Source organism: Alcanivorax sp. (genome assembly GCF_040119285.1).
In the GTDB taxonomy this organism is placed as follows: domain Bacteria; phylum Pseudomonadota; class Gammaproteobacteria; order Pseudomonadales; family Alcanivoracaceae; genus Alcanivorax.
Map to the genome: position 1 here is coordinate 131,483 of NZ_JBEDTY010000038.1, position 24,965 is coordinate 156,447.

The window sequence follows — 24,965 nt, forward strand, 5'->3', positions numbered from 1 at the left end:
ATGCACAAAAGGAGCCGCCCACAGCTACACCTCCCCCACCTTTATTATTTTGCATTATGGCCAGACGCCTGCGCCGTTAGTCCGGGGACCACCGGTGTTCGAGAAGTGGGCACCTGGCAATAGGTGTTCGCAACCGCCAGCATCAACAACGCTTTGGGAGCACCGGGTACACGGCGACAACTGGGCGATACGGGCACAACATTGCTTTTACTGTGCGCCTAGAGAGACGCCGGCTCCGTTGATCACGCTGCTCTGGCAGGGTGATCAACGGAGGGGAGGCAGGGGGTTCGCTGAATCAGCAGCTGCATCAGCCACGACAACCGCACAAAGAAGGCCAGACAAAGACTCATGGCGGCTGAGGGTGGTTTTAAATTATTCCTCTTCGGCCGACACCGGCCCGGCTACTGCGAATTGTTGTTTGGCGAAGGCCACTCTCTCAGCCACCGGGCGGGTTTCGCCTTTCAGGGCCTCGAGTTGTTTTTCGATGATCTGGCAACGGCGCAGCAGACCATCATCCATGGCGATCTGGATATTCAGGCCTGGGCGGGCATTGAGCTCCAGCATCATCGGCCCGTGCTCGCGGTCCATGACCAGATCCACCCCCAAGTACCCCAATCCGGTTAGATCATAGCAACGCGCCGCCAGCTCCAGGCATTCCTGCCAGTCCGGCACCGTCAACCCGGCCACTGGATTAGCCGTATCCGGGTGACGCGCTATCTTGAGGTTGTGCCAAGTGCCATCCAGAGTAACCCCTGACGCCAGATCCAACCCCACACCAATCGCCCCCTGGTGTAGGTTCGCCTTGCCTTGGGACTGCCGGGTAGGCAGGCGCAACATGGCCGCCACCGGATACCCCTTGAGCACGATGATGCGGATATCCGGGACCCCTTCAAAACTGATCCGGTTGAACAGCTCAGTAGAGCGCACCCGATATTCAATCAGTGCTTGATCGCGATGTCCGCCCAAAGAATAGATACCGGAAATAATGCCGGAAATATGATGCTCCAGCTCTTCCGTAGTAATAATACGCCCAGAGGCCGAACGGAAATAATCTTCGAAACGATCAGCAATGACCATAATGCCGTCGCCCCCCGCCCCTTGGGCAGGCTTGATCACGAAATCACGATGCTGCTCCAGCACCCGGTGCAAGGTACTGATACCTTGCTCGGTGGCGATGGTGCCATACATGTGTGGTACGCGAATCCCCGCATCCAAGGCCATCTGCTTGGTCTGGATCTTGTCGTCCACCAGCGGATACAAGCTGCGCTTATTGTAGCGAAGAATGTAATCGCCGTTCCGTTGGTTAATGCCCATCACGCCACGGGCTCGCAGGGCTTTGCGGGTTTTGGACCAGAACATTAGCGCTTATCCCCGTCCACCATGGCACGAAAACGCAACAGCTCCGTGAGGCGATAGCCACGGTAATGGCCCATCAACACCATAATGGCCGCCAGGCAAAGCAGCACGCCTGGGAAGGTGAACACAAAATACACCAACGGCTGCCACACCATCAGCAGGTGGCAGAAAATCGCCGCCACCAGCGTTCCCAGTGCTACTTTCAAGGACTGGGTCCCGCCACGCTCTTCCCAAACGATGGAAGTCCGCTCGATCACCATGGTCAAAATCACCATGGGGAACAGCGCCACCGACAAACCTGAACCGATGCCCAACTTATAGCCCAGCAGGCTAATCAGTGCCATAGCGATCACCACAAAGGTAAGCACCACGGAAAGCCGGGGCAATAACTGTAATTTAAGATGCTCGAGATAGGACCGCACAGACAGCCCGATGGCGGTGATGGACGTAAACAGCAGTACCCCCCAGACCACTTGCGTCTCACGGAAAGCCAAGGCGATCAACACGGGGGTAAAGGTCCCCAGGGTTTCCATACCGATCAGCGAACGAATGAACAGCACCAGCAGCACCCCCACCGGAATCATCACCAGAATGCGGTACAGCTGCTGCGCAGGAAGCGGTAGCTCATACAAGGAGAAATCAATAAAGCTACTCACGTCTTTCAGACGCAGAGACTGAGCCAACTGCAGCGCGCTCATTTCATTCTCGTGCACGCTGAAGCTTACATCGGCGGATTTGCCGCCTTCGATATTCAACAGCGGCCCAGGCCCACTCCACCAAACCAGACGATCGTCCGGCAGCCCCTGCTGGCCATTGAGCGGGTTAAAATAGAGCCATTTCTTGCCGTTAAAACTACGCAACCAAAGCTCAGGTTGCTGCCCTTGGCTCTCCGCCAGCCGCAGGGTATGCACCGGCTCCGCAGGAATATGCGCCACCGCCAGCAGCAGATCGATCACTTTAGCCCGGTTCTCCGGACTTACATCGCTGCCCAGCAGAAGCTGAACATTATCGTTTTCAAGCTCATTAACTCGCTTGATGGTCTCACTGATAAAGGTTTCCACATCCGCCGAATGCTGACGAATAGGCTCAAGCAACGCGTCGGCAGCCAGTTTTTCTGGGCCATCCAGAGTTGGCGCAGGCCGGAACTGGGGCCCCGGATCATTCTCCGGGACATCTGCATAGCGAGGAGTCAACATAAGGCGATAATAGAGGTACTGATTGCCTTCGGCGCGGCGGGATGACCAGGTAACCTGGCGATTACCCTTATCCACATTCACATTTACGCCGTAATTATTGGAAATAAAGCTTTCATTAAGAGTGGTATAGCCAGACCCCAGCGGCGGCACAAACATGCGCACTTTGACAGGCTTGTTGGCCTTTGCGGCAAAAGATACCTGAGAATCGACCACCCAAACCGGGTCTTTCTCATCCTGACTCAGTGGCACATTTTGTACCAACAGCTGATAAGCAACACTCCCGCCACCCAACAACAAAAGGAAAACGGCAAGCAGCCGCGCTTGCAACTTCACAGAACCCATTATAGCGCCTCGGCAGCCTCCATCGTTTGGTCATCGCTTTCGACAACATTATCCTTACTGTCCTGACAATCAGGCTCGCCCAGCGTTACTGATAACGACGGATCCACCAGCGCACCCAGTTCCTGCAGGGCCCCGGAGCCGATTAGCAACGGGTAACGAAACTCACTACGATCTGTCAGGTTCACTTCAATTTGTTCCTGGCGCTTGCCCATGCAGATAGTTAAAGCCACCACCGGGCGACGACTATAGTCCCTATCACCGAGCACCACACTCTCTGCCCGTCGTTTAATACGCACATGCCCGGATAACGGCAACTCAACATCATTCCATTGTTCTCGGGTAACACCCCGGTCATCACGGTCGATAGCCAAGTCGAACTCAACCATTTCCACACCATCGCGCTCAAAAGTACGGATATGACGAGCACTCAGAGAGGCCGAGTCGGCCCCGGTATCCAGCTTGGCCGGTACCGTAATGCCTAACTCCTTGATGTGCACCTTTTCATGCAAGCCATAGATCATTTTACCGGAGGCCCCATCAGCCACCACCGTTAAAGACGGTAAAACTAACAGCAAAGCAAGCAGTGTACGCATCATAACAACCTGATTGTAAAAGCATTACAGCCGAGTCACGGAAGCACACACCCAGTATCTGAGTGTTCTCCCGGAAAAGGGTTGCGCCATTCTAGGCGATCAGCGAGCCTCCCGCAGGCCCAACGTTGAAATTTTGAACTTGTTCACAATTGCCAATCTTACGATAAAGGCTGACCGGCGGGCTATCACCCACACGCTACGCTGCTATAATGCGCGCCCCTGCGAAACCGCTGGCACGGTTTCGCCCACCATATTTGGAGCATCACTAGTGATTGAACGTCTGCGCAATATCGCCATCATCGCCCACGTTGACCACGGCAAAACCACCTTGGTGGATAAGCTGTTGCAACAGTCTGGCACCCTGGGAGATCGCGCCGGCGACATCGAACGGGTCATGGACTCCAACGATCTGGAAAAAGAGCGGGGCATTACCATTCTGTCTAAAAATACCGCTATCCAGTGGAATGACTATCGCATCAACATCGTGGACACCCCTGGCCACGCCGACTTCGGCGGTGAAGTAGAGCGGGTTATGTCTATGGTGGACTCCGTACTACTGCTGGTAGACGCAGTGGACGGGCCCATGCCACAAACCCGCTTCGTGACCCAAAAGGCGTTCGCTGCCGGTCTTAAGCCGATTGTCGTGATCAACAAAATCGACCGCCCTGGTTCCCGCCCGGACTGGGTAATGGATCAGGTCTTCGATCTGTTCGATAACCTGGGCGCCACCGACGAACAGCTGGATTTCCCGGTGATTTACGCCTCCGCCCTGAACGGCATTGCCGGCCTGGAGGCGGATGAGCTGGCCGACGACATGACCCCGCTGCTGCAAGCCATCGTCGACAAGGTGGACTACCCCAACGTCGATGCGGACGGCCCTTTCCAGATGCAAATTTCCTCTCTGGATTACAACAGCTACCTGGGCATTGTCGGCATTGGCCGTGTTAAGCGCGGCAACATCAAGGCCAACAGCCCAGTGAAAGTGATCGGCGCCGACGGCAATGTCCGTAACGGCAAGATCCTCACCATCATGGGCTACCACGGCCTGGAGCGTGTCGATGCCACCACAGCCTCCGCCGGCGAGATTGTCTGCATCACCGGTCTGGATCCGCTGAACATCTCCGACACCCTGTGCGACCCGCTAAACGTGGAAGCTCTGACACCGCTGAGCGTGGATGAACCCACCGTAAGCATGTTCTTCCACGTAAACACCTCGCCGTTTGCCGGCCAGGACGGCAAGTTCGTTACCAGCCGTCAGATCCGTGAGCGCCTGGAAGCCGAACTCAAACACAACGTGGCATTGCGCGTAGAAGAAACCGGCAGCGCCGATCAATTCCGCGTTTCCGGTCGTGGCGAACTGCACTTGTCGGTACTGATCGAGAACATGCGTCGTGAAGGCTTCGAGCTGGCAGTGGGTCGCCCACAGGTGATCATCCGCGAAGAAGACGGCGTGAAGCAGGAACCCTACGAAACCGTCGTCGCCGACGTGGAAGAACAGCATCAGGGCTCCATCATGGAGCATCTGGGTTTACGCAAAGCCGAAATGACCAACATGGAACCGGACGGTAAAGGCCGAGTTCGCCTGGAATTCCTGGTGCCTAGCCGTGGCCTGATCGGCTTCCGTAGCCAGTTTCTGACTCTGACCTCCGGTACCGGCATCCTTAACAGCACCTTCAGCCATTACGGCGAGCATAAAGCCGGCGACATGGCCAAGCGCATCAACGGTGTGCTGGTATCCATGGTTAAAGGTAAGGTGCTGGGCTTCGCCCTGTTCAACCTGCAGGAACGTGGCCGCATGCTGATCGACCCGAACGTGGATGTGTACGAAGGTCAGATTATCGGTATCCACAGCCGCGGCAACGACCTGGTGGTTAACCCCACCAAGGGCAAGCAGCTGACCAACATGCGCGCCTCCGGCACCGATGAGAACATCGTTCTTACCCCGCCGATCCGTTTCAGCCTGGAACAAGCGCTGGACTTCATCGAAGACGACGAGCTGGTGGAAGTCACCCCCAACTCCCTGCGTATTCGCAAGAAGCTGCTCACCGAAACCGAGCGCAAGCGCGCCGGGCGGTAATTAAGAGCCGCAGCACGCTGCACACATCAAGCGCCACGCCTAAAAACGTGGCGTTTTTTGTGTCCAGCAGTGCACCGTCAACGCAAGAACATCAGCATCAACACCGCACCGATCACCATCCCTACCAGCAAACCCGCCAGAAAGCCCTGCCCGGTTAGCGGTGTGGGAGTGGTGGCTGGCGACACCTCCTCTCGGTCCGCTGGCTGACGGGCCTCAAACTCGGCAATTACCTCCAGGGCGCGGCCTTCATCGCTGGCGGCCACCCACACCGTCGACAAGCCCGCCGCCGGCAACTCACCCATGCCACCTTGCAACATATCACCATGTACCTGGGCCATAACGCCCACCTGATCCAGCAAGTTGGCCAACATGTGAGCTTCGATCATGTGTCGCGCCTGAAACACACATTTCACCGGGCTATCTCCATCACGCCGACATCAAGACCCGCCGTGCCATAGGGCGCCGTACCGAAGCTGCCCCGGCTTACCCTGCGAGACGGACCCACCGGGGCCGTCCAATAAAACAGCAATGCCTCTACCCCGCGCTTCCACATCATTACTCCCGTCCTGTTATTCTTATCGTAGTTCTTATCTTGGGTCCGATCAGTACCACGCCCACCCTACTAAGGCAAAAATTCACATGCTGCATATCGCTCTATTCGAACCGGAAATCCCCCCCAACACCGGCAACATTATTCGTCTAGCGGCCAACACCGGCGCTCATCTGCACTTGATTGAACCACTGGGGTTTTCCCTGGAAGAAAAAAAACTGCGTCGCGCCGGGCTCGACTACAACGAGTTTGCCGCATTGCAGGTGCACAGGGATTTTGCCGCATTCCAGGAAAGTGTCGCCGGACAACGACTGTTCGCCATGACCACCAAGGGCAGCCGCGCTCATAGCGAGGCACGCTTTCAGGACGGAGATGTTCTGTTGTTTGGTCCGGAAACCCGTGGCTTGCCGGGCCACATTCTCGACAGCCTGCCCGCAACACAAAGGCTGCGCCTGCCCATGGTGGCCGATAGCCGCAGCCTGAACCTGAGCAACGCTGTTGCCGTCACACTTTACGAAGCATGGCGACAGTTAAACTATAAGGGACAGCTAACGGTGAACAATTAACCGCTACGCGAGCCCGATTTATGTATTTTGAAACGCAAGAGGCCGCGACCATGGGCTGGTCGCGGCCTCTGTGCTTGCAGAACAGACCTGCCTTGCTCCGCGCAACTTTCAGTTATTCACTGTCCGCTGTTACTGAACGGTCTCACCAGCAGCAGCAGCGTTTTCCTGCTGCTGCTCACGCTGCTGCTGATACAGCGCATCGAAGTTAATCGGCTGCAGCACCATTTGCGGGAATGAGCCTTTAGCAACCAGATCCGATACCACTTCACGAACATACGGAAACAACAGATTAGGGCAATAGGCGCCCAGCAGCTGGGCACGCTCTTCACCGTCGATGCCTTTCACAGTGAATATCCCAGCCTGCTTTACTTCTACCAAATAGAACGTCTTCTCTTCCGCTTCGTCCTTGGCGGTCACCGTCACGGTAATTTCCACTTCGAACTCATCGCCTTCACCAACCCGGCGGGCGCTGTTATTCAACTGCACGTTCACCTTGGGCTTCCATTCCTGCAGGAACACTTCCGGTGCCCCCGGGCACTCGAACGAGGTATCTTTCAGGTAGATACGCTGCAATTGGAAAACCTGTTGTTCATCAGCCATGTTCTTCTCCTGTTACTGATCCGCTCCGAGCAGAGCATCGAGCCCCCCCGTTCGCTCCAGAGCAAAAAGTTCATCACAACCACCGACGGCGTGATCATTAATAAAAATCTGCGGCACCGTCCGGCCACCGCCACGCTGCATCATGACTGCACGTTGTTGGGGCTCGCGATCCACATCGGTATCCTCAAACGCCACATTCTTGCTGTTAAGTAACTGCTTGGCGCGCACACAAAACGGGCACCAAGAGGTGGTATACAGCTCGACTCTGGCCATGCTTGTCTCCTGCTTACGCTTTGACTACCGGCAAGCTCGCTGAACGCCATGCATTCAGACCGCCCTGGATACGATACAGGTCGGTAAAACCCTTGGTTCGCAGCTGACGACCAAGATGTGAGGCCTTTGTTCCCATATCACAAGTCAGAATAAGGGGTTTATCCTTGTATTTTTCCAGCTCTGCAATACGATCAATCGCCTGCCCGGCAGGAATATTGATGCTACCGGCGATATGCCCGGCACGGAATTCATCGCTGTCACGCAGATCCACGATCACCGCATCCTTCTGGTTCACCATATTGGTAGCTAGCTGCGGCGTAAGGGATTGGCCGCCACGGCGGGATTCAAGCACAAAAAACAGTGCCCACAACAGGAAAAAGGCGGACACCAGAATATAATGGTTGCTGGCGAATTCAATCAGATTGCCCATGGAGACCCCGGATCATTAACGTTGGCTCTATCGACGCCAACTCTGCGGCGCCACTGCTTCCCTCCGGTAAGAAAGCCGAAGGAAAATCGGCGCCAAGTATACACATCCCTGGGCCGTTAAGGTAAAACCCCGCCATGCCCCGACAATTACAACGATTTTTACTGCTGCCTGCCCTGCTCACCTTGCTACTTCCAATTAGCGGAGCGGCGGACAGTGCGCCCAGCAAGGCAGAGCTGAAAGAACTGAAATCGCGCATCAGCGAATTAAGCGACGCTCAGAGCCGCGAGCTGCGCGAACGCGACTCCGTGCAGGCCAGCCTTCGCGAAACAGAGCTGCGCATTAGTCGGCTGACCCGGGAGCAGCGAAGCCTGGAGAAAAAAACCAGCGAGGCCCGGCAACGCCTTAACGCTCTGGAAGCCAAACAGGCCGTTCTGGCAGCGGAAAAGCGCACTCAATTGGACTGGCTAGGAAAAACCGTACGCGCCAGTTACCAGGCCGGCCGCCAGGAGCGCATCAAATTGCTGCTCAATCAGGAAAAACCAGACCAGATCGCCCGTCTGCTACGCTATCAGGAATACTACCAACGTGCCCGCAGTAACCGCCTGAAAGCCGTGAACGGCGAACTGGACGAACTCAAGACCATTGCCCTGCGGGTAGATACAGCTCGCCAGACATTGCTAGACCAACACACCCAGGTGCAGCGTCATGCAGACAAGCTGAAAGGCGCCCAGAAGGAGCGCCAGATGACTCTGGCATCGCTGAATCAATCATTAAATAACCGAGGTAACAATCTCAGCCAGCTCAAGGGCGACCAGCAGCGGCTGCAGAAACTGTTGGAAGACATGCAGCGCAGCCTCAATGACATCCCCGCCGACTTGGGCGGCAAGTCTTTCGGGAAGCTGGCCGGGAAGCTGCCTTGGCCGCTAGAAGCGCGGATTTCCACCGGCTATAACAGCCGCCGCGAAGGCGCTCTCCGCTGGCAGGGGGTCATTCTGAACGCCGCCCCCGGCACGCCCGCCAGAGCAGTGCACCCCGGCCGGGTAGTTTTTGCAGACTGGCTACGCGGCTACGGCCTGCTCACGATCGTCGACCATGGCAACGGCTACCTGACGCTCTATGGGTATAACCAGAGTCTGCTCCGCGATGTCGGAGAATGGGTATCCGCCGGCGATAGCCTTGCTCTGGCGGGCAGTTCTGGCGGCAACCGGACCAGCGGTCTGTACTTTGAGATACGGCACCGCGGCAAGGCTGTAGACCCGACACGCTGGTGCAATCAGCGTGTTACACTGCCGCCATTGGCGCAAAATAAATGACGATTATTGAAACGCGCGCATACCTTTTCTGTGCTCGCAGGGGATACTGAATGCCAACCACCATCCTGCCCACGCTCCGTGCTGTATTGATTTCGAGCTTGCTTGTCCTTACCCCTATCACCGCTCTTCATGCCCAAGACCCAGCTCTGGACGAGCAGGCTCGCCAACAGGGCGTACCGGTAGATGAGCTGCGCGCCTTTGCCGAGGTCATGGAGCGTATTCGCGCCACCTACATTGAAGAGGTGGATGACGGTGAGCTCCTGAAAAGTGCCATTCGCGGCATGCTGCACGATCTGGATCCACACTCCAATTACCTGACCCCGGACCAGTTCGAGGATTTGCAGGTCACCACCACCGGGGAGTTTGGCGGCCTAGGCATTGAAGTCACCATGGAAGACGGCTTCGTTAAAGTGATCGCGCCAGTGGATGACTCCCCCGCCAGCAAGGCCGGCATTCAAGCCGGTGACCTGATTCTCAAGATCGACGACACTTTTGTGAAAGGGCTATCACTGGGCGAAGCCGTTGAACTAATGCGCGGAGAAATCGGCAGCAAAATCGATCTAATGGTTCTCAGTCAAGGCGAAGAAAAACCGCGCCAGATGAACCTCAAGCGCGATCGCATCCAGACCCACAGCGTGAAATCAAAAATGCTCGAACCAGGTCTTGGCTATCTGCGCATCTCCCAGTTCCAAAACAATACGGGTGACGATGCCCGTAAAGAACTGGCAAAGCTCAGCAAGGACGCCCCCCTTAACGGCCTGATCCTCGATTTGCGCAACAACCCTGGTGGCGTACTGAATGGCGCCGTTGAAGTCACCGATCTATTTCTGGATAACGGCCTGGTGGTTTATACCCAGGGGCGAGATAAGGCGAGCCGTACCGATTTTAATGCTCGCCCCGGCGACGCACTCAACAGCAACCCCCTGGTTGTATTAGTCAACGGCGGCAGCGCCTCCGCTTCGGAAATTGTCGCCGGAGCCCTGCAAGACCAGGAACGCGCCATTGTGGTGGGCAACCGCACTTTCGGCAAAGGCTCAGTGCAAACGGTACTGCCCTTGAGTAAGGACCGTGCCCTTAAGCTCACCACCGCCCGTTACTACACCCCAAAAGGTCGCTCTATCCAGGCGGAAGGCATTGCGCCTGACATTGCGGTGGACGTAGTCACTAAACTTGAAGTGCGTAAAGACATATATTTGCGCGAAGCCGACCTGCCCCGCCATCTAGATAACGAAAACGGGGACAGCGATAAGCAAGAAGAAGGCAGCTCCCTGGTTCAGGAAGATTACGCCCTGGCCCAGGCGCTCTCGATCCTTAAAGGCGTCGTCCTTGCCCAGCGCCCAGCCACACCCTGATGGCAAAACGTAGACTGGCTTTGGGTCTGCTTTTGGTCGGGCTATTAATAATCAGTGTTCGCAGCCTGGCAACGCCACGCATTGCGATTATCATCGACGACCTAGGCTACAGCCGCCAACAAGGGCAGGCCATTATTGATCTGCCCGCGCCGGTGACCTGTGCCGTCATTCCTTTTTCTCCCCACGGGCGCCGACTCGCGGAACGGGCTAGCCTGGTGGGCAAGGAAGTGCTGGTGCACATGCCTATGGCCACGCAAGGCCACCTAAAGCTCGACCGTGGTGGCCTGCAAAATGGAATGGATGAACCTCAGTTCCTGGATGCCGTTCGCCAGGCTCTAAGCCAAATTCCACAAGCCCGCGGGCTGAATAATCATATGGGCAGCGCGCTCACCGAACAGACACAAACCATGGGTTGGTTAATGTCCGAACTAAAAGTGCACCGGCTTTTCTTTGTGGACAGCCGCACCAGCAGCCACACGGTGGCGCAGCAGGTGGCCCAACAAGTGGGACTACCTAACGCTGGACGCGATATTTTTCTGGATAACGAACGCGACCTGATCAACATCAATCAACAATTTAATCGACTAATTCGGCTAGCCCGGCAGCGCGGCCAAGCTATCGCTATCGGCCACCCGTATCCGGAAACCGTACATTATCTGCAACAGGTTCTACCGTTAATGGAAGAGGCCGGCATCGATGTAGTGCCCGTATCCTCCTTGCTTAGCACCCCAGCGGTGACCACAGCCACCATCGAGCACAACATTAACGCCGGGTCCTAAAATCCGCTTTTTCCGATACCGCCCAATTTGTCATAAATCGATCCTCAAGAAACCGAACACGAACATCCGCACGCCATAACGGCGGAGGGCAGCATTATCCCCAAGCCGAAAGAAAACCGAGGCTCATTTATTAGCCAATACGCAACGATCAAAGCAGGTGCCAGGAAGGTTGGCTCGCCCAAGAAGAAAAACACCGATTAGTCCAGGCGCATTTCCACGCCGGCGGACTGCATAAACTCCTTGGCTTGCTGTACCGAATACTCCCCAAAATGGAAAATCGACGCCGCCAACACCGCATCAGCACCGCCCTGCTGCACACCATCAACCAGATGCTGCAGGTTGCCAACCCCGCCAGAGGCAATCACCGGGACCGGGACCGCATCGGCAATGGCGCGGGTCAGGGCAAGGTCAAAACCATTCTTGGTGCCATCGCGGTCCATGCTGGTTAACAGAATTTCACCCGCGCCGTAGTCGGTCATTTTCCGGGCCCATTCCACCGCATCCAACCCAGTGGGTTTACGGCCGCCGTGGGTGAAAATTTCCCAGCGGTGGGTATCGCTTTCCGCGCTGACTTTTTTCGCATCAATCGCCACCACAATACACTGGGAACCAAACCGCTCCGCGGCCTCACGAACAAACTCCGGGTTATGCACCGCTGCAGAGTTGATCGCCACCTTGTCGGCACCAGCATTCAGCAAGTTACGAATATCCTCCAGCGCGCGCACACCGCCACCTACGGTCAGCGGGATAAACACCTGGCTGGCGATTTGTTCCACCGTGTGAAGGGTGGTATCGCGCTCTTGATGGCTGGCGGTGATGTCCAAAAAGGTAATTTCATCCGCCCCGGCGTCGTTATAACGCTTGGCAATTTCCACCGGGTCACCGGCGTCACGGATATCCACGAATTGCACGCCCTTGACCACTCGGCCGGCGTCCACATCCAGACACGGAATAATGCGTTTGGCTAAACCCATAATACGTCCCCGGCGCTCAGGCGCCGCTCAACTCATCGGACAACGCCTGACCGCCGGCAAAATCCAGGGTGTTTTCGTAGATGGCACGGCCGGTGATAGCACCACTGATGCCCTGATCGGCGACTGCACACAGGTTGCGCACGTCATCAAGATTGGTAATGCCGCCGGAGGCGATCACCGGGATCGACATGGACTGGGCCAGGCGCACAGTGGCCTCCACATTCACCCCCTGCAACATGCCATCACGGCTGATGTCGGTGTAGACGATGGCAGAAACGCCATCGTTCTCGAACTGTTTCGCCAGGTCGATCACCTCCACATCGGTGACATTGGCCCAGCCATCGGTGGCCACCTTGCCGTCTTTCGCGTCCAGACCCACGATAATGTGGCCGGGGAACTGCTCGCACATGGCTTTCACGAAAGCCGGCTCATTCACGGCCTTGGTGCCGATGATCACCCACTGCACCCCGGCATCCAGATAAGCCTGAATGATTTCCGGGCTGCGGATGCCGCCCCCAATCTGGATCGGTAAATCCGGGTGCGCCTTGGCAATCGCTTTAACGATATCGCCGTTCACCGGCTCACCGGCAAAGGCCCCATTCAAATCGACCAGATGCAAGCGGCGAGCACCCCGCTCCACCCAATGGCTGGCAACGGCCACCGGATCCTCGGAAAACACCGTATCGTCTTCCATCCGCCCTTGCTTAAGGCGTACACATTTACCGTCTTTCAGATCGATGGCGGGAATCAGTAGCATCAGAATCTCTTCATTTAAATTCATGGAAATCGGCATCCCTCCCCCGCCGCGCCCGTTATACGAACACCGTAGAGAGAAACCCTAGCGTGCAAGCCTGCTGTCTTTTATGGCTGCCAGCGCAGGAAGTTTTCCAACAGGGCCAGGCCTGCATCCGCGCTTTTTTCCGGGTGGAACTGCACCGCAAACACGTTGCCTTGAACAGCGGCTGCCGCAAAACTCAAACCATAATCACAGCGCCCAGCCACAGCGTCATCGGGCAGGCCGGTGACGCAGTAACTGTGCACAAAATAAAACCGGGTATGGTTATCGATACCGGCCCACATAGGATGGGCCATGCCCTGCTGTACCTGGTTCCAGCCCATGTGCGGCACTTTCAAGCGAACACCGGTATCGCTGAACTGCTCACCGAAAAAAGTCACCTGGCCGTCGAAGATGCCCAAGCAATCCACCCCGTGATTTTCTTCACTACGGGCCATCATTGCCTGCATCCCGACACAGATGCCCAACAGCGGTTTGCCCGCCGCCGCCACATCACGGATGGCCTGATCCAGGCCAGTGTCTTTCAGAACCGCGATGCAGTCACGAATAGCGCCCACACCAGGAAAAACCACCCGGTCCGCTGCACGCACCTGCACCGGATCGCCGGTAATAATGATTTTCTGGCCATCGGCGACTTTCTCCAGCGCCTTGCCTGCGGAGTGCAGGTTACCCATTCCGTAATCAATAACGGCAACGACTTCGCTCATACTCGGGGCTGTCCTTGTAATTGCTACTGGGCTACTTACTGGCTATCGCCACTTTCGCTCAGGGTGCCCTTCGTGGAGGGCGTAATACCATCCATACGAGGATCAGGCTCTACGGCCATACGCAGCGCACGGCCAAAGGCCTTAAAGACGGTCTCGGCCTGGTGGTGCGCGTTTTTGCCCCGCAGGTTATCGATATGCAGAGTAATCATGGCGTGGTTCACGAAGCCCTGGAAAAATTCATAGAACAGATCCACATCAAAGCCGCCAATGCTGCCTCGCGTAAATTCCACAAACATCTCCAGCCCAGGCCGGCCAGACAGGTCCAGCACCACCCGTGACAGGGCTTCATCCAACGGCACATAGGCATGGCCGTAACGGCGAACGCCTTTCTTGTCACCAATGGCCTTGGCGAAAGCCTGCCCAAGAGTGATACCGATATCTTCCACCGTGTGGTGGGCATCGATGTGCAGGTCACCCTTTGCGTTGATATCCAAATCAACCAGGCCATGACGGGCCACCTGATCCAGCATGTGCTCAAGGAACGGCAAACCCGTATCCAGCGTGCACTGGCCGGTACCATCCAGATTGATAGTGGCTTGAATCTGGGTTTCCAGGGTGTTGCGCTCTACGGTAGCGCTTCGCTTGCTCATCTATACCTCCCAGGCATCGGACCGGCTATTATACGCACCCCAACAGGACCTAACCAGCGGAGAGGACAGATGCCGATCAGCGTAGAAGCCCATGCCCTTAGCGAAAATCAGTGTGAGGCCTTTGCCAAGGTACTCCGCGATGCGCCGCAATACCGCCAGAAGCTAGCCGATGCGGTTGCCAGCGGACAAGGGCGGTTGTTCGCCGCCCACTTCAATGGCCAGCGTGTCGCTATTGCACTCATAGAAGAAAAGCAGCCCCAACTGGCCTGGATGGTGGTGCACCCTGCCACTCAAGGGCGTGGCGTCGGTAAGGATTTCCTACGTTTGATCGGTCAGCAACTAGGAGAAACACTGGCACGCCCGGATCACTGCCAGACAAAACAGACGCTATAACTGGGCCAACGGCAGCCGGATATGCAGCGCGAACCCCCGCCCGGGTCCCGCACTTTCAGCCCACAGCAGCCCGCCAACCTGTTCAATCATCACCCGCGCCATGGCCAAGGACAGGCCAAACCCTTCTTCATGGTGCCGTGACCCCATCACGAAGAACGGCTCTAGAATATGCTCCAACTGATCCGCCGTGGCGCCCTTACCCTCATCGCGAATACAAAGCTCTGCATGCCCCGCCGGCACATCCACGGCACTACTGATCTCCACACTATCGCCCTCAGCACTGAATCGCAGGGCATTATCCAGCGCCATGGTCAGCACTTCACTCAGTTCACTTTCGCTGGCACGCACTTGCAGATTCGCAGAAACACGATTGCGCACCGCCACCCCGCACGTCTCAATCCGCGTGGCCTGATCACGCAAAATGGCATCCAGAATCCAGATGGGTTGGCAACCTCCCTGTAGCGGCGGCTGATGACGGTCGGAAAGGTCGAAGTAGCGCAACGACGTGCTGACGATACCGGTAAGCCGCCGCTGCCCCTTGCGCACCATGGCCCATACGTCCACGTCTTTGTCGCCCTGACCTTGCCCGGATTGCCCCAGGGAGTCCGCCGCGCCAATCCAATTGATCGGGGTATTCAGTTCATGGCTGATATATTGCAGGAACATGGATTTATCCTGGTTCATCTGCTCAATATCCGCCAGATGCCGCTGCAGATTTTGCTGCGCCTCCACAGACAACTGCTTGCGCTCACTTTCCAAAAACCGGATCCGGTCGCCCAGCGCTAGCGACAACATCACCACCACCCACAGCGCACCAAAATGCAGGAGATAAGGAACAATCACGCTATAGGGAATTAACCCCAGGTTGCCCAAGGCATACAGAAATACGGTGAGCAGGAATACGGACCAGGCCAACACATACAGCCTCGCCACGCGGAACCCTTGCCGCCAGACCACCCAGCCCAACCAACTGAACAGCACTACCGTTATCATCACTACCGCCGTGGACAAGTGATAGGAATACGGTGGCGGGATCACCCACTGTAGCAAGAACGCCAGCCCGATCAGGATCAAGTAGCGGTTTAGCAACCGATCATACCGAGGAAAACGTTGAGCCAGCTGCAGGAACTGCCGTGAATACAACGCCAGTGACAACCCGCAAATATACGTGGTCAGCCAGAAATATTCGTTCACTTTGGGGTTATCCGGCCATAGATACTGGAGCCCAAAGCCACTAACGCAAATATTGAAGAACAGCACCCCGGTGAGAAACACCACAAAATGCAGATGCACATTGTCACGCAGAGACAAGAACAGTAGCAGGTTGTAAATCAACATGATGGCCAGGGAACCGTAAAACAGTCCCTGTAGCAGCTGCTCCAAATAGGTGTATTCCACCAGCCCCTTGGCGCTGTACAGCATAGGCATCATATTCAGCGCGCCTTTGCCGCGTACTTTGATGTAGTACTCACTCACCCCGTCAGGCAGCACCTCCAAGTTGAACACGAAAGCACGGTGATCCATGGGCCGGCGTCCGAATGAACGAGTATCGCCCACTGCATACTTGCGGAATTCGCCATCGGGTTGCGGCACAAACAGCGTCAGCTCATCGAGAATGGGGTAGCGCTCTACCAGAAACCAGCTACGCCCATCCATCTGGCTGGCATTCACCTGAAAACGCAGCCAGATAGTGCTTTTGGTGAAGCCAAAGTTCAGCGTATCACTGTCGTTTTTGCGAAACCGGCTGGCGAACTGGTCGCGGACCTGACTCAAGGTCCAGTTTCCTTCCGGGTCCTCCAGCACTTCGACCCGGGCCCCCAGCTGAACACTGTCACCTGCCGAAGCAAGTGCAATAGGTTCAGCACGCACTATTGCCCCAACCATAAGTAACAGCATCAAGACAGCAACATGGAACTTTCGCAAACGCTCCCCCCCCTAACTTCACAACAACAATCACGAATAATGCTACGGTATGGTCAGTGAATTCCCACTGCTATAATCACGATCCAATGACCAACGCGCAAGGAGTGCTCCATGGGACGCCTGTTAAAAATTTTGCTGATCATTTTGTTTGCCATCATTGTGCTATTAGCTATTGCTGTTTTTGTGATCACGCAGGTGATTGACCCCAACGAATTTAAGCCAGAGATCGAGAAGCAGGCGCAAGAGCAGGCCAACCTGACCTTAGATATTCAGGGCGACCTGGCCTGGCAGTTCTGGCCCTCTCTAGGCGTCAGCCTGGGCCGCACAGAAGCGCGTATCGCCGATGAAGAGGCACTATTTGCTGCCCTTGATGAGGCCAGTGTCAGCGTCGCTGTACTACCACTGCTGTATGGTCAGGTGGAAATGGATGGCATTACTCTGGCTGGTTTGAATGTCAATTTGGTTGATGGCCCTGATGGCGCCAACTGGGAACAAATCGGCCCGCAAACACCCGCAGAAGACACGGCAAAGGCGGAGGAACCGACCGACGAAGAGGAGGGCAGCAGCAGCTTCGATATCCCCCTCACTATCCCCACGGTTGTGGTCAGCGATGGCAAGGTCCGCTACCGCAATACCGCTGACAGCACGGATATAGTGGTCGAGCACTTCAATCTGAACGCCCAAGACGTAAACCTGGACGAGCCTTTTCCCCTCCAGCTATCCCTGCGCTATCAAGACCAAAGCGACATGCGAGTGGACATGAATTTGGACACCGTTTTATCCGCCGATCTCGACAACAACCATTTCCTCCTCAATCCGATGACACTGGATGCCAACATCGCTGGCGCCACCACCATGCCGGTGGATGTGCACCTGGAACAGAATGTTGAGTTAAACCTAGAGGAAGACACGGCCTCCATTAAGGATTTCCTGCTGCAAGCAGCCGGCACAGAGACTAAAGGCAATGTTGAGATCACTGCACTCACCGGTGACATGCAGCTCAGCGGCAAACTGGCCACCGCGCCTTTCAATGCCAACAAGGTACTGGAAGCCATTGGCGAAGCCCCCATCGAAACCACCGACAGCCATGCGCTGAGCAACATTACCCTGGATGCCACCTTGGGCGGCGAGCCCGGCAGCGTCATGGCCAGCCCGCTCACCGTAACCCTGGATGACAGCACCTTCCGTGGTAGCGCTGGCCTGGCCAGCCTGGAAAGTGGAAAAATCGTCTTTGATCTGGCGCTCGATAAAATCACCTTGGACGGCTACATGCCTCCCGCCAGCGGCGACACTGAAACCGCAGCACCTGGCGGCGGCAAAACCGGCGGCACCAATAGCCTCAGCGACGCAGAATTGATCCCCGTGGACACGCTTCGCCCATTACTGGTAGACGGTAAACTGGCCATCGGCAATCTCAACTATGGCGGCATCAGTGCCAGCGATATGAAATTTGCGGTGACCGCCAACAACGGCGTCCTCAAATTAACCCAAGCCACCGGCAACACCCTGGGCGGCAGTTTCAGCGCCAACGCCACGCTAAATGCCTCCGGCAGCACCCCGAAACTCTCGGCCACCAACAAAATCAGCAGCGTACAAATTCAGCCCATCGCCCAGATGGCACTCGACGACGATCTCGCCAAGGGTATTTTTTCCATGTCCGGCAGCTACAGCGCGAGTGGCAACAGTGAAAAAGCGCTGATGAACTCCGCCAAGGGCAATGTCGATCTAAGTCTGGCTGACGCCACTGTGCGCGGCCTGAACCTGTACGACACTCTGGTGGGCGGCATAAACGACATGATGGGTCAATTTCAGGGCCTGACCACCGCCCTTATTCCCGGCCAGGCATCTGGCAAGCTACCTTCCGCACTGTCTGAAGACACCAAGATTCTTGACCTTAAAACCAAGGCTCGGCTGGATAAGAACGTGGCCCACCTCGACAGCCTCAATGCCACCCTCAGCAAGGGCGAATTGAGTGGTAACGGCTGGATGAATATCCTTAACCAAGACTTCGATCTGCAAATTGGTATGCAATCGCCAGAGCTGGGCACATCCAAGTATCTGCAAGGCACCACTTGGCCACTGCGCTGTAAAGGCAACCTGGGCGGCAGCCCCGCTAAATGGTGCGGGCCGGACAAGGACGGCTTCAAAGACATCGGTAAACAGGTCGCCGCCAACGCGACCAAGGACAAGCTGAAAGACAAACTCGGCATCGAAGGCGAGGGCGACACCACTGAAGAAGTCCTCAAGGATGCCGCCCAGAAAAAAGCCAAAGATGAAATCAATAAACAACTCCAGGACGGCCTCAAGAGCCTGTTTGATTAAGAAACGCTGCAGGCGTCACGCATCAGGCAACCCATAAAAGCCAAACCGAAACCGGGCGGAAGCAGACGACAATCGCTTCCGCCCTACCTACCCACCCGGAAGTCCATGCCTAAATACTCATTGAGTCCCGAGCATTTCAGCCAGGCGCTGCTCGACTGGTACGACCAGCATGGCCGCCAAGACCTTCCTTGGCAGCACCCTCGCACGCCTTATCAGGTGTGGATATCGGAAATCATGCTGCAACAAACCCAAGTGAACACGGTGATTCCCTACTTCCAGCGGTTCATGGAGCACTTTCCGGATGTCAAAACGCTGGCGCTGGCCAAACAGGATGAAGTCCTACACCTGTGGACCGGCCTCGGCTACTACGCCCGCGCCCGCAACCTCCACAAATGTGCGCAGCAATTACTGGAGAACTACGCAGGTGATTTCCCCAACACCGTAGAAGAAGTGGCCACACTCCCCGGCATCGGCCCCTCCACGGCTGGGGCTATCCTTGCCCAGAGCCGCGGCATTCGCGCTCCCATCCTCGACGGCAACGTTAAACGGGTGCTGGCCCGACTGCATGCCGTACCTGGCTGGCCCGGCAAGAAACCTGTGGAAAGCCGGCTATGGGAGCTGGCCGAGCACTACACACCCGACCACCGACTGGCAGACTACACCCAGGCGATCATGGACCTGGGAGCGACCCTGTGTCGACGCAGCACCCCCGACTGCACCGCCTGCCCAGTGAAAACCGGGTGCCAAGCCCACGCTAACGGCAACCCCCAGGACTACCCCGGCAAAAAGCCGAAAAAAACCCTGCCGGTGCGCACCACCGTCATGCTTATCTTGCGTGACCAGGAGGGTCAGGTCTGGCTGGAACAGCGCCCCCAGCAAGGCATCTGGGGCGGCCTGTGGTGCTTCCCGCAAACCTGTGCCATGGAACAGGTACACCATGCCCTTCAAACCCGCGCTTTTGATGCCCGTGGCGACACCCAACAGCTGCCCCCCTTTCGGCACACTTTCAGCCACTACCACCTGGATATCGAGCCGCTGGAAGTGGCCGTGGACACAGCCGGCCCCTGTGACAATAATGGCCGCTGGGTAAACCCACGAAACCCCGGAAAACTGGGATTGGCAGCCCCTGTGAAAAAGCTGCTAGCCAGCTTGTCCGCACCACGGCAAGCCCGCATGTTATAGTCGCCCCAAACCTCCATTCAGACCAAGCATTCCCACGGAGACGTTATGAGCCGCACGGTTTTCTGCCGCAAATACCAAAGCGACATGGAAGGTCTGCCCCGTCCACCCTTCCCAGGCCCCAAGGGGCAGGACATCTTCGACCATGTATCCCAGCAAGCCTGGAAGGAATGGCTTCACGAACAAACCATGCTCATCAACGAAAAACACCTGAACGTGATGGACCCGGAAGCCAAACGCTTCCTTGATGAGCAACGTGATCGTTTTCTGAACAATGAAAACTACGAAAAAGCAGAGGGATACGTTCCACCTGCTCACGATGCGAACAAATAAACGCCCACGGCTTGACGATTTCGATCCAAGCCGCTTTAATACGCGCCCTGATTGCCCGGATAGCTCAGTCGGTAGAGCAGAGGATTGAAAATCCTCGTGTCGGTGGTTCGATTCCGCCTCCGGGCACCAAATTGCAGTCCAGCCCCATCCAAGCAAGCCCCCAAAGCCCTGTATATCAGGGCTTTTTGCGTTAAGCTGTGTCTAATCGTATCCGATGGCATCCGACCCCATACCCCAAAAAGTGGGGGTATTTATGGGGGTATCTCAAGCCCAAGCCAAAACGGATACCCCCAGATACCCCCAAGGGGAGGCAGGCGCATGAAGCTAACCGCTACCGCAGTAAGGCAGGCAACCACCAAGGACAAGCCGTACAAGCTGGCTGATGGCAATGGCTTATTTCTACTGGTGACAGCCAAGGGCCAAAAATACTGGCGCTACAAATACCGCTTCGCGGGCAAAGAGAAAATGTTAGCGCTGGGTGTCTATCCTGAAGTGTCCCTGAAGGATGCTCGCCAGTCTCACCAAGAGGCACGGGCAACGCTGGCGGATGGCATTGATCCCTGCCTTGATCGCAAAGCCGCCAAAGCCGCCAAAGCCGCCAAAGCTGCCAGCGCCGACGCGAACACGTTTGAAGGCATTGCCCGTGAATGGCTAGACAAACAACGCTCGACCTATGCCGCCAGCACCTACAACAAAACGCTGTGGCTACTGGAGTCGTTCTTGTTTCCCACCTTAGGCGGCCTTTCCCCCAATGACATAACCCCGCCGCTGGTGCTGGCGGCTCTGCGTCGGATCGAACAGCAGGGCAAGCATGAGACGGCCCACCGAGCCAAACAGGCAGCCAGCCGGGTTTTTCGCTACGCCATCGCAACCGGGCGATGTGAGCGTGACCCTTGCCCTGACCTGAAAGGGGCGCTAACCGCCACCAACACGGTTAACCGTGCCTCGATTACCGACCCCAAGCAGATCGGCGAACTATTGCGGGCCATTGATGGCTTTGGTGGCCAGTATGTGACGCACTGCGCCTTACGCTTGGCACCACTGGTATTTGTTCGACCTGGTGAGCTACGCGGGGCGCAATGGGATGAAATTGATTTAGAAGCCGCAGTGTGGCGCATCCCTGCCGAACGCATGAAGATGCGCACGGCCCATGTAGTCGCCTTGTCCCGGCAAGCGGTCGCCATTCTGGAGGAGCTGAAGCCATACACCTGCAATAGCCGCTATGTGTTCCCGGCTATTCGTAGCCTGGCCCGCCACATGAGTGAGAACACCATTAACGCCGCCCTAAGGCGTCTCGGTTATAGCAAAGAGGAAATGACCGGCCACGGTTTCCGGGCCATGGCGTCAACTCGCTTGAATGAGCTGGGATGGAACCCGGACATTATCGAGCGCCAGCTAGCCCACACCGAAAGGAACAAAGTGCGTGCCGCCTACAACCGTGCTGAGCATTTGGAAGAACGCCGCAAGATGATGCAAGCATGGGCGGATTATCTGGATGGCCTAAAAACCGGGGCGGACGTGGTGCCCATTCGCCGGGCCTGAATCCGGGTAACTCCCCCGGGGCTGGCTGGTGTGCTTTTACGGAATGGGTTTTTATGGGTTGTCTCGGTTGTCTTGGTTGTCTCACCTAAAATATATATAAATAAAACAGCATCTTAGCCGCCAGCACCCTGAGACAACCGGACGGACTAGGGTTGTCTCATGTTGTCTCACTCTATAGCGCTGTATGTTTCTCAATAGCGATTGCCTAAAATGTAGGCACATCAAACGGGAACCGGGGTGGCAAGAAATGAAGGAGCGGATGGGAGGCAAGCGATTTTCACGCAAGCTTATCGGGTCCCCTGTAACCCCGGAAGAACGGCGGTTATTCTTCAATGATCTCCCTGAAAACCAGCACCGCATTTTGGAAAACCGGACCAGAAACCTTGGCCACTCTGGTGAACCCCCTTTTAAAAAAACCTCCCATTGCAAGCCGCTCGCGCCGTTTCTCCGAAAGGCAGCACAATATGAAGATGAAGCCGGCACCCTGCTAAAAGCCCGTGGCCTGCCTTGTTCACGGGTTATGTACCTCGGCACGGATACTCCGGTGCAATATGCAGCAACTGACGCGCCGGAATTTGTTGTGGGGGCGGCTGAAATGGCAGCCATGTTTTCTTGGCGAGAAGGTGGCGTGCCAGTCCCCAGCTACCGGGCGGATAGCTGGACGATCGAAAACGGATTCTGGACCCTCGCGCCCGACCTGCTCCCCACTTGGCGCACAACCGCCCCGCCTCTGGCTTGCTTGGTATGTTGCATCGAGCTTGATACGTATTTGGAAAACGAAAAGGGTTATGCGCATGATTCAGCGGAGGTGCTGGCGGCGAAAATCATCACTACCGCTTTCCGGCTGTGGAATCCGGGGGTGGATCGTTCGGAGAAGTCCAGGGAACTGGCCTGCCTTGAGCTTGGCGAAATATGTACCTTGATGAGGCTGTATAGCAGGGAGTCGCCGGAGCAATCCGGTCGTGCCAGTAAGTCCCGCACACCCATACGGGGAATAGTTACTCGGCTGCTAGAGATACCCGGCAATGCCAGTGCAAGCGCAAAAGAATTATGGCCACACTTAGTAAGTGAAATGGTTGACGAATGGCCAGACGCGAAGGAAAAAACCAACCATAACGGGAAGCTGTTCGTTGCCTACACCGACGACAATGGCAAGGCCCAGACCTTTGGTTTCAATCGTTTTAGCAACCTACTTTCACCAATCAAAAAAACCATAGGCAAAAAGTAAATTTCACGATAGCCGGGGCTGTCGTGAAAACATACATAGTCTGAAAGGCGTCCAAACTGAAGAGAGACGCCGCAATGCAAACAACCCTCCCCCAAACCGGCTATCTGCGCCTATATCAGATCGTCGGGCAAACAGAAATCACCGAAGAACAGGCCGCACGAAACCGCGCCCGTGACAAAGGCCCCAAGCGGTCGCGACCTGCCATTACGCCAATTGTCCCCGTTGCTAAATCCACCTGGTGGGCGGGCGTGAAAGCCGGGCGCTTTCCGCCTGGCGTTCGCTTACCCGGTGGCCAAGTCACTGTCTGGCGAGCTGCGGATATTTACGCCTATATCCAGTCAGTGGAACGGGGGGCAGCGTGATGAATACCGTAACCCTGCAACCCGCAACCGGCCCCGATGGGCTACCCCAGCGCCTGAGCGAACCGCAAGCCTCCGATTATCTGGGGCTTTCCCCTGCCACCCTGCGCAAGAGCCGTACAACCGGCGTGCTTAGCGGCGTGGCTGCGCCCAAGTACCTCAAGTTGGGGCGGCGAGTCTTTTACCCTCTGGCTGGGCTGGATGCCTGGCTTAGCCAGTTTGACCCGGTGGCCAATACCACTGAAGCCGCACAGGGGCACAAGCCATGACCGCCAGCAACCCTAAAATAATCGGCAGTAAGCTATTCCGGCTTGATGTGGCCGGGGTATTTGCCGTAACCCGTTATGTGTATGCAGATACCGAAGCTGAAGCCCTGGCCAAAATTGAGGCGATGCCCAAGGAATGGCAAACAGTTGAAAGTTTTGTGCCCGGATCTCTCGTTTACCGGGGAGCCACTGCGGTTACTGCGGGAAGCGGTGAGGAGGAAAGGCTAAGAAACCGCCCACTGGTATTACACGGCAAGTACCGGCTTGAGCTGGGAGGGCGCAGCCATGATTAACCATGAAACCTTCCGCCAGCTACTGCCACCAGCCGACCCGAAAAAAATAGCCCGAATCCTTCACGCGCTGGCAACCCGTAGGGGGTTGCACCGCTTCGAGGCCCGCGCTTTGGGGGATACCGCTCTGAACTCCACCATCTCCGATTTGCGCAACCGTTACGGCGTACCGATTCGGTATGAATGGGTCAGCGTGGTCGGTTATCAGGGCAAGGAAGCCCGCCTTAAAAGCTACTTCCTTGACCTGGTGCTGGATGCTGAGAGCGTGCCATACATTTTGGCTCTGCTGGAACTGTGGGGGTATTGCTTACCGGAACCCCCGGAGCCGCCAGCACCAGCAGCCCCGGCGATTGCCGCCTAATCCCTGAGAATCTGCCCCGCCCCCCTCTGGCGCGTCTTGTGATGCTCTCTGAGGGGCTGGGGGAAGGAGTGACCATGATGAATACAATCCCAATGCTTCAAGCGCTGGCGGTGCTGCCATGCCCTGCCACAACCCCTCACGCCGTTGCTAACCCGGCCCCGGCCCGTTACAGTTACTGTGCTGCGGCAAAATCCGTGGCCGACCTTGGCCGGTCG

General features: G+C 56.5%; 27 protein-coding genes and 1 tRNA gene. 16 read left to right on the plus strand and 12 right to left on the minus strand.

Annotated features, from left to right (window positions below):
* Positions 1 to 372: 372 nt before the first annotated feature.
* From ABNH10_RS15140 to ABNH10_RS15150, 3 genes are read right to left on the minus strand one after another with little or no spacing between them, the layout of a single operon-like run.
* A complete protein-coding gene (locus tag ABNH10_RS15140) occupies positions 373 to 1,359 on the minus strand; it encodes an alpha-L-glutamate ligase-like protein (RefSeq protein ID WP_349386698.1) in 987 nt (328 codons plus the stop codon).
* Entirely contained in the window at positions 1,359 to 2,894 is a 1,536-nt protein-coding gene (locus ABNH10_RS15145; protein WP_349386699.1) for an inactive transglutaminase family protein, read from the minus strand. Before ABNH10_RS15145 ends, ABNH10_RS15140 begins: the two co-directional genes overlap by 1 nt.
* A complete protein-coding gene (locus ABNH10_RS15150; protein WP_349386700.1) occupies positions 2,894 to 3,487 on the minus strand; it encodes an ATP-dependent zinc protease family protein in 594 nt (197 codons plus the stop codon). Before ABNH10_RS15150 ends, ABNH10_RS15145 begins: the two co-directional genes overlap by 1 nt.
* A 268-nt stretch (positions 3,488 to 3,755) precedes the next feature.
* Between ABNH10_RS15150 and typA the strand changes: the two genes are divergently transcribed.
* Positions 3,756 to 5,564, plus strand: a complete 1,809-nt coding sequence (gene typA, locus ABNH10_RS15155) for a translational GTPase TypA (protein ID WP_349386701.1) — start codon at positions 3,756 to 3,758, stop codon at positions 5,562 to 5,564.
* A gap of 77 nt (positions 5,565 to 5,641) precedes the next feature.
* Here the strand turns inward: typA and ABNH10_RS15160 are convergent, their stop codons facing one another.
* Entirely contained in the window at positions 5,642 to 5,977 is a 336-nt protein-coding gene (locus ABNH10_RS15160; protein ID WP_349386702.1) for a putative signal transducing protein, read from the minus strand.
* A 226-nt stretch (positions 5,978 to 6,203) separates the two neighbouring features.
* Here ABNH10_RS15160 and trmL point away from each other — a divergent pair, with 226 nt between their 5' ends.
* Positions 6,204 to 6,680 (plus strand): tRNA (uridine(34)/cytosine(34)/5-carboxymethylaminomethyluridine(34)-2'-O)-methyltransferase TrmL, encoded by a 477-nt coding sequence (trmL, locus tag ABNH10_RS15165; protein WP_349386703.1) that lies wholly within the window; start codon positions 6,204 to 6,206, stop codon positions 6,678 to 6,680.
* Positions 6,681 to 6,809: 129 nt separating this feature from the next.
* On the opposite strand, the gene secB is transcribed toward trmL, so the two are convergent.
* From secB to ABNH10_RS15180, 3 genes are read right to left on the minus strand one after another with little or no spacing between them, the layout of a single operon-like run.
* On the minus strand, positions 6,810 to 7,280 hold the full coding sequence (gene secB / locus ABNH10_RS15170) for a protein-export chaperone SecB (protein ID WP_349386704.1): 471 nt from the start codon (positions 7,278 to 7,280) through the stop codon (positions 6,810 to 6,812).
* 12 nt (positions 7,281 to 7,292) lie between these two features.
* Positions 7,293 to 7,553: a glutaredoxin 3 gene (gene grxC, locus ABNH10_RS15175; RefSeq protein WP_349386705.1), complete on the minus strand. Its 261-nt coding sequence runs from the start codon at positions 7,551 to 7,553 to the stop codon at positions 7,293 to 7,295.
* Positions 7,554 to 7,566: 13 nt separating this feature from the next.
* Positions 7,567 to 7,983, minus strand: a complete 417-nt coding sequence (locus tag ABNH10_RS15180; RefSeq protein ID WP_349386706.1) for a rhodanese-like domain-containing protein — start codon at positions 7,981 to 7,983, stop codon at positions 7,567 to 7,569.
* 134 nt (positions 7,984 to 8,117) lie between these two features.
* Here ABNH10_RS15180 and ABNH10_RS15185 point away from each other — a divergent pair, with 134 nt between their 5' ends.
* The 3 genes from ABNH10_RS15185 to ABNH10_RS15195 are packed head-to-tail and all read left to right on the plus strand — an operon-like array spanning position 8,118 to position 11,427.
* Complete coding sequence (locus tag ABNH10_RS15185; protein ID WP_349386707.1) at positions 8,118 to 9,296, plus strand: murein hydrolase activator EnvC family protein; 1,179 nt, start codon at positions 8,118 to 8,120, stop codon at positions 9,294 to 9,296.
* Positions 9,297 to 9,346: 50 nt separating this feature from the next.
* The gene (locus ABNH10_RS15190; protein ID WP_349386708.1) at positions 9,347 to 10,648 is read left to right on the plus strand and encodes a S41 family peptidase; all 1,302 of its coding nucleotides are present in this window, start codon (positions 9,347 to 9,349) and stop codon (positions 10,646 to 10,648) included.
* Complete coding sequence (locus tag ABNH10_RS15195; RefSeq protein ID WP_349386709.1) at positions 10,648 to 11,427, plus strand: divergent polysaccharide deacetylase family protein; 780 nt, start codon at positions 10,648 to 10,650, stop codon at positions 11,425 to 11,427. Before ABNH10_RS15190 ends, ABNH10_RS15195 begins: the two co-directional genes overlap by 1 nt.
* A 197-nt stretch (positions 11,428 to 11,624) precedes the next feature.
* Here ABNH10_RS15195 and hisF read toward each other — a convergent pair whose 3' ends face one another.
* The 4 genes from hisF to hisB all read right to left on the minus strand — a co-directional run bounded on the left by hisF (position 11,625) and on the right by hisB (position 14,554).
* Positions 11,625 to 12,401, minus strand: coding sequence for an imidazole glycerol phosphate synthase subunit HisF (gene hisF / locus ABNH10_RS15200; protein ID WP_349386710.1), 777 nt, complete (start codon positions 12,399 to 12,401; stop codon positions 11,625 to 11,627).
* A gap of 16 nt (positions 12,402 to 12,417) precedes the next feature.
* The gene (gene hisA, locus ABNH10_RS15205; protein ID WP_349386730.1) at positions 12,418 to 13,158 is read right to left on the minus strand and encodes a 1-(5-phosphoribosyl)-5-[(5-phosphoribosylamino)methylideneamino]imidazole-4-carboxamide isomerase; all 741 of its coding nucleotides are present in this window, start codon (positions 13,156 to 13,158) and stop codon (positions 12,418 to 12,420) included.
* Positions 13,159 to 13,262: 104 nt separating this feature from the next.
* On the minus strand, positions 13,263 to 13,904 hold the full coding sequence (gene hisH, locus ABNH10_RS15210; RefSeq protein ID WP_349386711.1) for an imidazole glycerol phosphate synthase subunit HisH: 642 nt from the start codon (positions 13,902 to 13,904) through the stop codon (positions 13,263 to 13,265).
* Between the two features lie 35 nt (positions 13,905 to 13,939).
* Positions 13,940 to 14,554, minus strand: a complete 615-nt coding sequence (gene hisB, locus ABNH10_RS15215; RefSeq protein ID WP_349386712.1) for an imidazoleglycerol-phosphate dehydratase HisB — start codon at positions 14,552 to 14,554, stop codon at positions 13,940 to 13,942.
* A gap of 69 nt (positions 14,555 to 14,623) precedes the next feature.
* Between hisB and ABNH10_RS15220 the strand changes: the two genes are divergently transcribed.
* The gene (locus tag ABNH10_RS15220; protein WP_349386713.1) at positions 14,624 to 14,947 is read left to right on the plus strand and encodes a GNAT family N-acetyltransferase; all 324 of its coding nucleotides are present in this window, start codon (positions 14,624 to 14,626) and stop codon (positions 14,945 to 14,947) included.
* Here the strand turns inward: ABNH10_RS15220 and ABNH10_RS15225 are convergent.
* The gene (locus ABNH10_RS15225; RefSeq protein ID WP_349386714.1) at positions 14,942 to 16,816 is read right to left on the minus strand and encodes a sensor histidine kinase; all 1,875 of its coding nucleotides are present in this window, start codon (positions 16,814 to 16,816) and stop codon (positions 14,942 to 14,944) included. The two genes, ABNH10_RS15220 and ABNH10_RS15225, sit on opposite strands and share 6 nt — an antisense overlap.
* Positions 16,817 to 16,981: 165 nt before the next feature.
* On the opposite strand from ABNH10_RS15225, the gene ABNH10_RS15230 reads away from it, so the two are divergent.
* From ABNH10_RS15230 to ABNH10_RS15275, 10 genes are all read left to right on the plus strand, one after another.
* Entirely contained in the window at positions 16,982 to 19,192 is a 2,211-nt protein-coding gene (locus ABNH10_RS15230) for an AsmA family protein (protein ID WP_349386715.1), read from the plus strand.
* A gap of 105 nt (positions 19,193 to 19,297) precedes the next feature.
* The gene (gene mutY / locus ABNH10_RS15235; protein WP_349386716.1) at positions 19,298 to 20,374 is read left to right on the plus strand and encodes an A/G-specific adenine glycosylase; all 1,077 of its coding nucleotides are present in this window, start codon (positions 19,298 to 19,300) and stop codon (positions 20,372 to 20,374) included.
* Between the two features lie 45 nt (positions 20,375 to 20,419).
* Entirely contained in the window at positions 20,420 to 20,704 is a 285-nt protein-coding gene (locus tag ABNH10_RS15240) for an oxidative damage protection protein (protein ID WP_011589561.1), read from the plus strand.
* A 53-nt stretch (positions 20,705 to 20,757) separates the two neighbouring features.
* A tRNA-Phe gene (locus ABNH10_RS15245) sits at positions 20,758 to 20,833 on the plus strand.
* A gap of 189 nt (positions 20,834 to 21,022) precedes the next feature.
* Entirely contained in the window at positions 21,023 to 22,246 is a 1,224-nt protein-coding gene (locus ABNH10_RS15250) for a tyrosine-type recombinase/integrase (RefSeq protein WP_349386717.1), read from the plus strand.
* Positions 22,247 to 22,493: 247 nt separating this feature from the next.
* Positions 22,494 to 23,474 (plus strand): hypothetical protein, encoded by a 981-nt coding sequence (locus ABNH10_RS15255; protein ID WP_349386718.1) that lies wholly within the window; start codon positions 22,494 to 22,496, stop codon positions 23,472 to 23,474.
* 74 nt (positions 23,475 to 23,548) lie between these two features.
* On the plus strand, positions 23,549 to 23,836 hold the full coding sequence (locus tag ABNH10_RS15260; protein ID WP_349386719.1) for a helix-turn-helix transcriptional regulator: 288 nt from the start codon (positions 23,549 to 23,551) through the stop codon (positions 23,834 to 23,836).
* Complete coding sequence (locus ABNH10_RS15265) at positions 23,836 to 24,102, plus strand: helix-turn-helix transcriptional regulator (protein ID WP_349386720.1); 267 nt, start codon at positions 23,836 to 23,838, stop codon at positions 24,100 to 24,102. Before ABNH10_RS15260 ends, ABNH10_RS15265 begins: the two co-directional genes overlap by 1 nt.
* The gene (locus tag ABNH10_RS15270) at positions 24,099 to 24,392 is read left to right on the plus strand and encodes a hypothetical protein (protein ID WP_349386721.1); all 294 of its coding nucleotides are present in this window, start codon (positions 24,099 to 24,101) and stop codon (positions 24,390 to 24,392) included. Before ABNH10_RS15265 ends, ABNH10_RS15270 begins: the two co-directional genes overlap by 4 nt.
* Entirely contained in the window at positions 24,385 to 24,750 is a 366-nt protein-coding gene (locus ABNH10_RS15275) for a hypothetical protein (protein ID WP_349386722.1), read from the plus strand. The genes ABNH10_RS15270 and ABNH10_RS15275 overlap by 8 nt, the downstream gene beginning before the upstream one ends.
* Positions 24,751 to 24,965 lie beyond the last annotated feature (215 nt).

Excerpts from the sequence above, each read along its gene's own strand:
- ABNH10_RS15195 (WP_349386709.1), top strand. The coding sequence starts at position 10,648 with ATGGCAAAACGTAGACTGGCTTTGGGTCTGCTTTTGGTCGGGCTATTA.
- grxC (WP_349386705.1), bottom strand. The coding sequence starts at position 7,553 with ATGGCCAGAGTCGAGCTGTATACCACCTCTTGGTGCCCGTTTTGTGTG.
- ABNH10_RS15265 (WP_349386720.1), top strand. The coding sequence starts at position 23,836 with ATGAATACCGTAACCCTGCAACCCGCAACCGGCCCCGATGGGCTACCC.
- ABNH10_RS15220 (WP_349386713.1), top strand. The coding sequence starts at position 14,624 with ATGCCGATCAGCGTAGAAGCCCATGCCCTTAGCGAAAATCAGTGTGAG.
- ABNH10_RS15150 (WP_349386700.1), bottom strand. The coding sequence starts at position 3,487 with ATGCGTACACTGCTTGCTTTGCTGTTAGTTTTACCGTCTTTAACGGTG.
- secB (WP_349386704.1), bottom strand. The coding sequence starts at position 7,280 with ATGGCTGATGAACAACAGGTTTTCCAATTGCAGCGTATCTACCTGAAA.
- ABNH10_RS15185 (WP_349386707.1), top strand. The coding sequence starts at position 8,118 with ATGCCCCGACAATTACAACGATTTTTACTGCTGCCTGCCCTGCTCACC.
- hisA (WP_349386730.1), bottom strand. The coding sequence starts at position 13,158 with ATGCTACTGATTCCCGCCATCGATCTGAAAGACGGTAAATGTGTACGC.
- ABNH10_RS15140 (WP_349386698.1), bottom strand. The coding sequence starts at position 1,359 with ATGTTCTGGTCCAAAACCCGCAAAGCCCTGCGAGCCCGTGGCGTGATG.
- ABNH10_RS15270 (WP_349386721.1), top strand. The coding sequence starts at position 24,099 with ATGACCGCCAGCAACCCTAAAATAATCGGCAGTAAGCTATTCCGGCTT.
- trmL (WP_349386703.1), top strand. The coding sequence starts at position 6,204 with ATGCTGCATATCGCTCTATTCGAACCGGAAATCCCCCCCAACACCGGC.
- ABNH10_RS15255 (WP_349386718.1), top strand. The coding sequence starts at position 22,494 with ATGAAGGAGCGGATGGGAGGCAAGCGATTTTCACGCAAGCTTATCGGG.
- ABNH10_RS15230 (WP_349386715.1), top strand. The coding sequence starts at position 16,982 with ATGGGACGCCTGTTAAAAATTTTGCTGATCATTTTGTTTGCCATCATT.
- mutY (WP_349386716.1), top strand. The coding sequence starts at position 19,298 with ATGCCTAAATACTCATTGAGTCCCGAGCATTTCAGCCAGGCGCTGCTC.
- hisB (WP_349386712.1), bottom strand. The coding sequence starts at position 14,554 with ATGAGCAAGCGAAGCGCTACCGTAGAGCGCAACACCCTGGAAACCCAG.
- hisH (WP_349386711.1), bottom strand. The coding sequence starts at position 13,904 with ATGAGCGAAGTCGTTGCCGTTATTGATTACGGAATGGGTAACCTGCAC.
- ABNH10_RS15240 (WP_011589561.1), top strand. The coding sequence starts at position 20,420 with ATGAGCCGCACGGTTTTCTGCCGCAAATACCAAAGCGACATGGAAGGT.
- ABNH10_RS15180 (WP_349386706.1), bottom strand. The coding sequence starts at position 7,983 with ATGGGCAATCTGATTGAATTCGCCAGCAACCATTATATTCTGGTGTCC.
- ABNH10_RS15260 (WP_349386719.1), top strand. The coding sequence starts at position 23,549 with ATGCAAACAACCCTCCCCCAAACCGGCTATCTGCGCCTATATCAGATC.
- ABNH10_RS15275 (WP_349386722.1), top strand. The coding sequence starts at position 24,385 with ATGATTAACCATGAAACCTTCCGCCAGCTACTGCCACCAGCCGACCCG.
- ABNH10_RS15145 (WP_349386699.1), bottom strand. The coding sequence starts at position 2,894 with ATGGGTTCTGTGAAGTTGCAAGCGCGGCTGCTTGCCGTTTTCCTTTTG.
- ABNH10_RS15190 (WP_349386708.1), top strand. The coding sequence starts at position 9,347 with ATGCCAACCACCATCCTGCCCACGCTCCGTGCTGTATTGATTTCGAGC.
- ABNH10_RS15250 (WP_349386717.1), top strand. The coding sequence starts at position 21,023 with ATGAAGCTAACCGCTACCGCAGTAAGGCAGGCAACCACCAAGGACAAG.
- hisF (WP_349386710.1), bottom strand. The coding sequence starts at position 12,401 with ATGGGTTTAGCCAAACGCATTATTCCGTGTCTGGATGTGGACGCCGGC.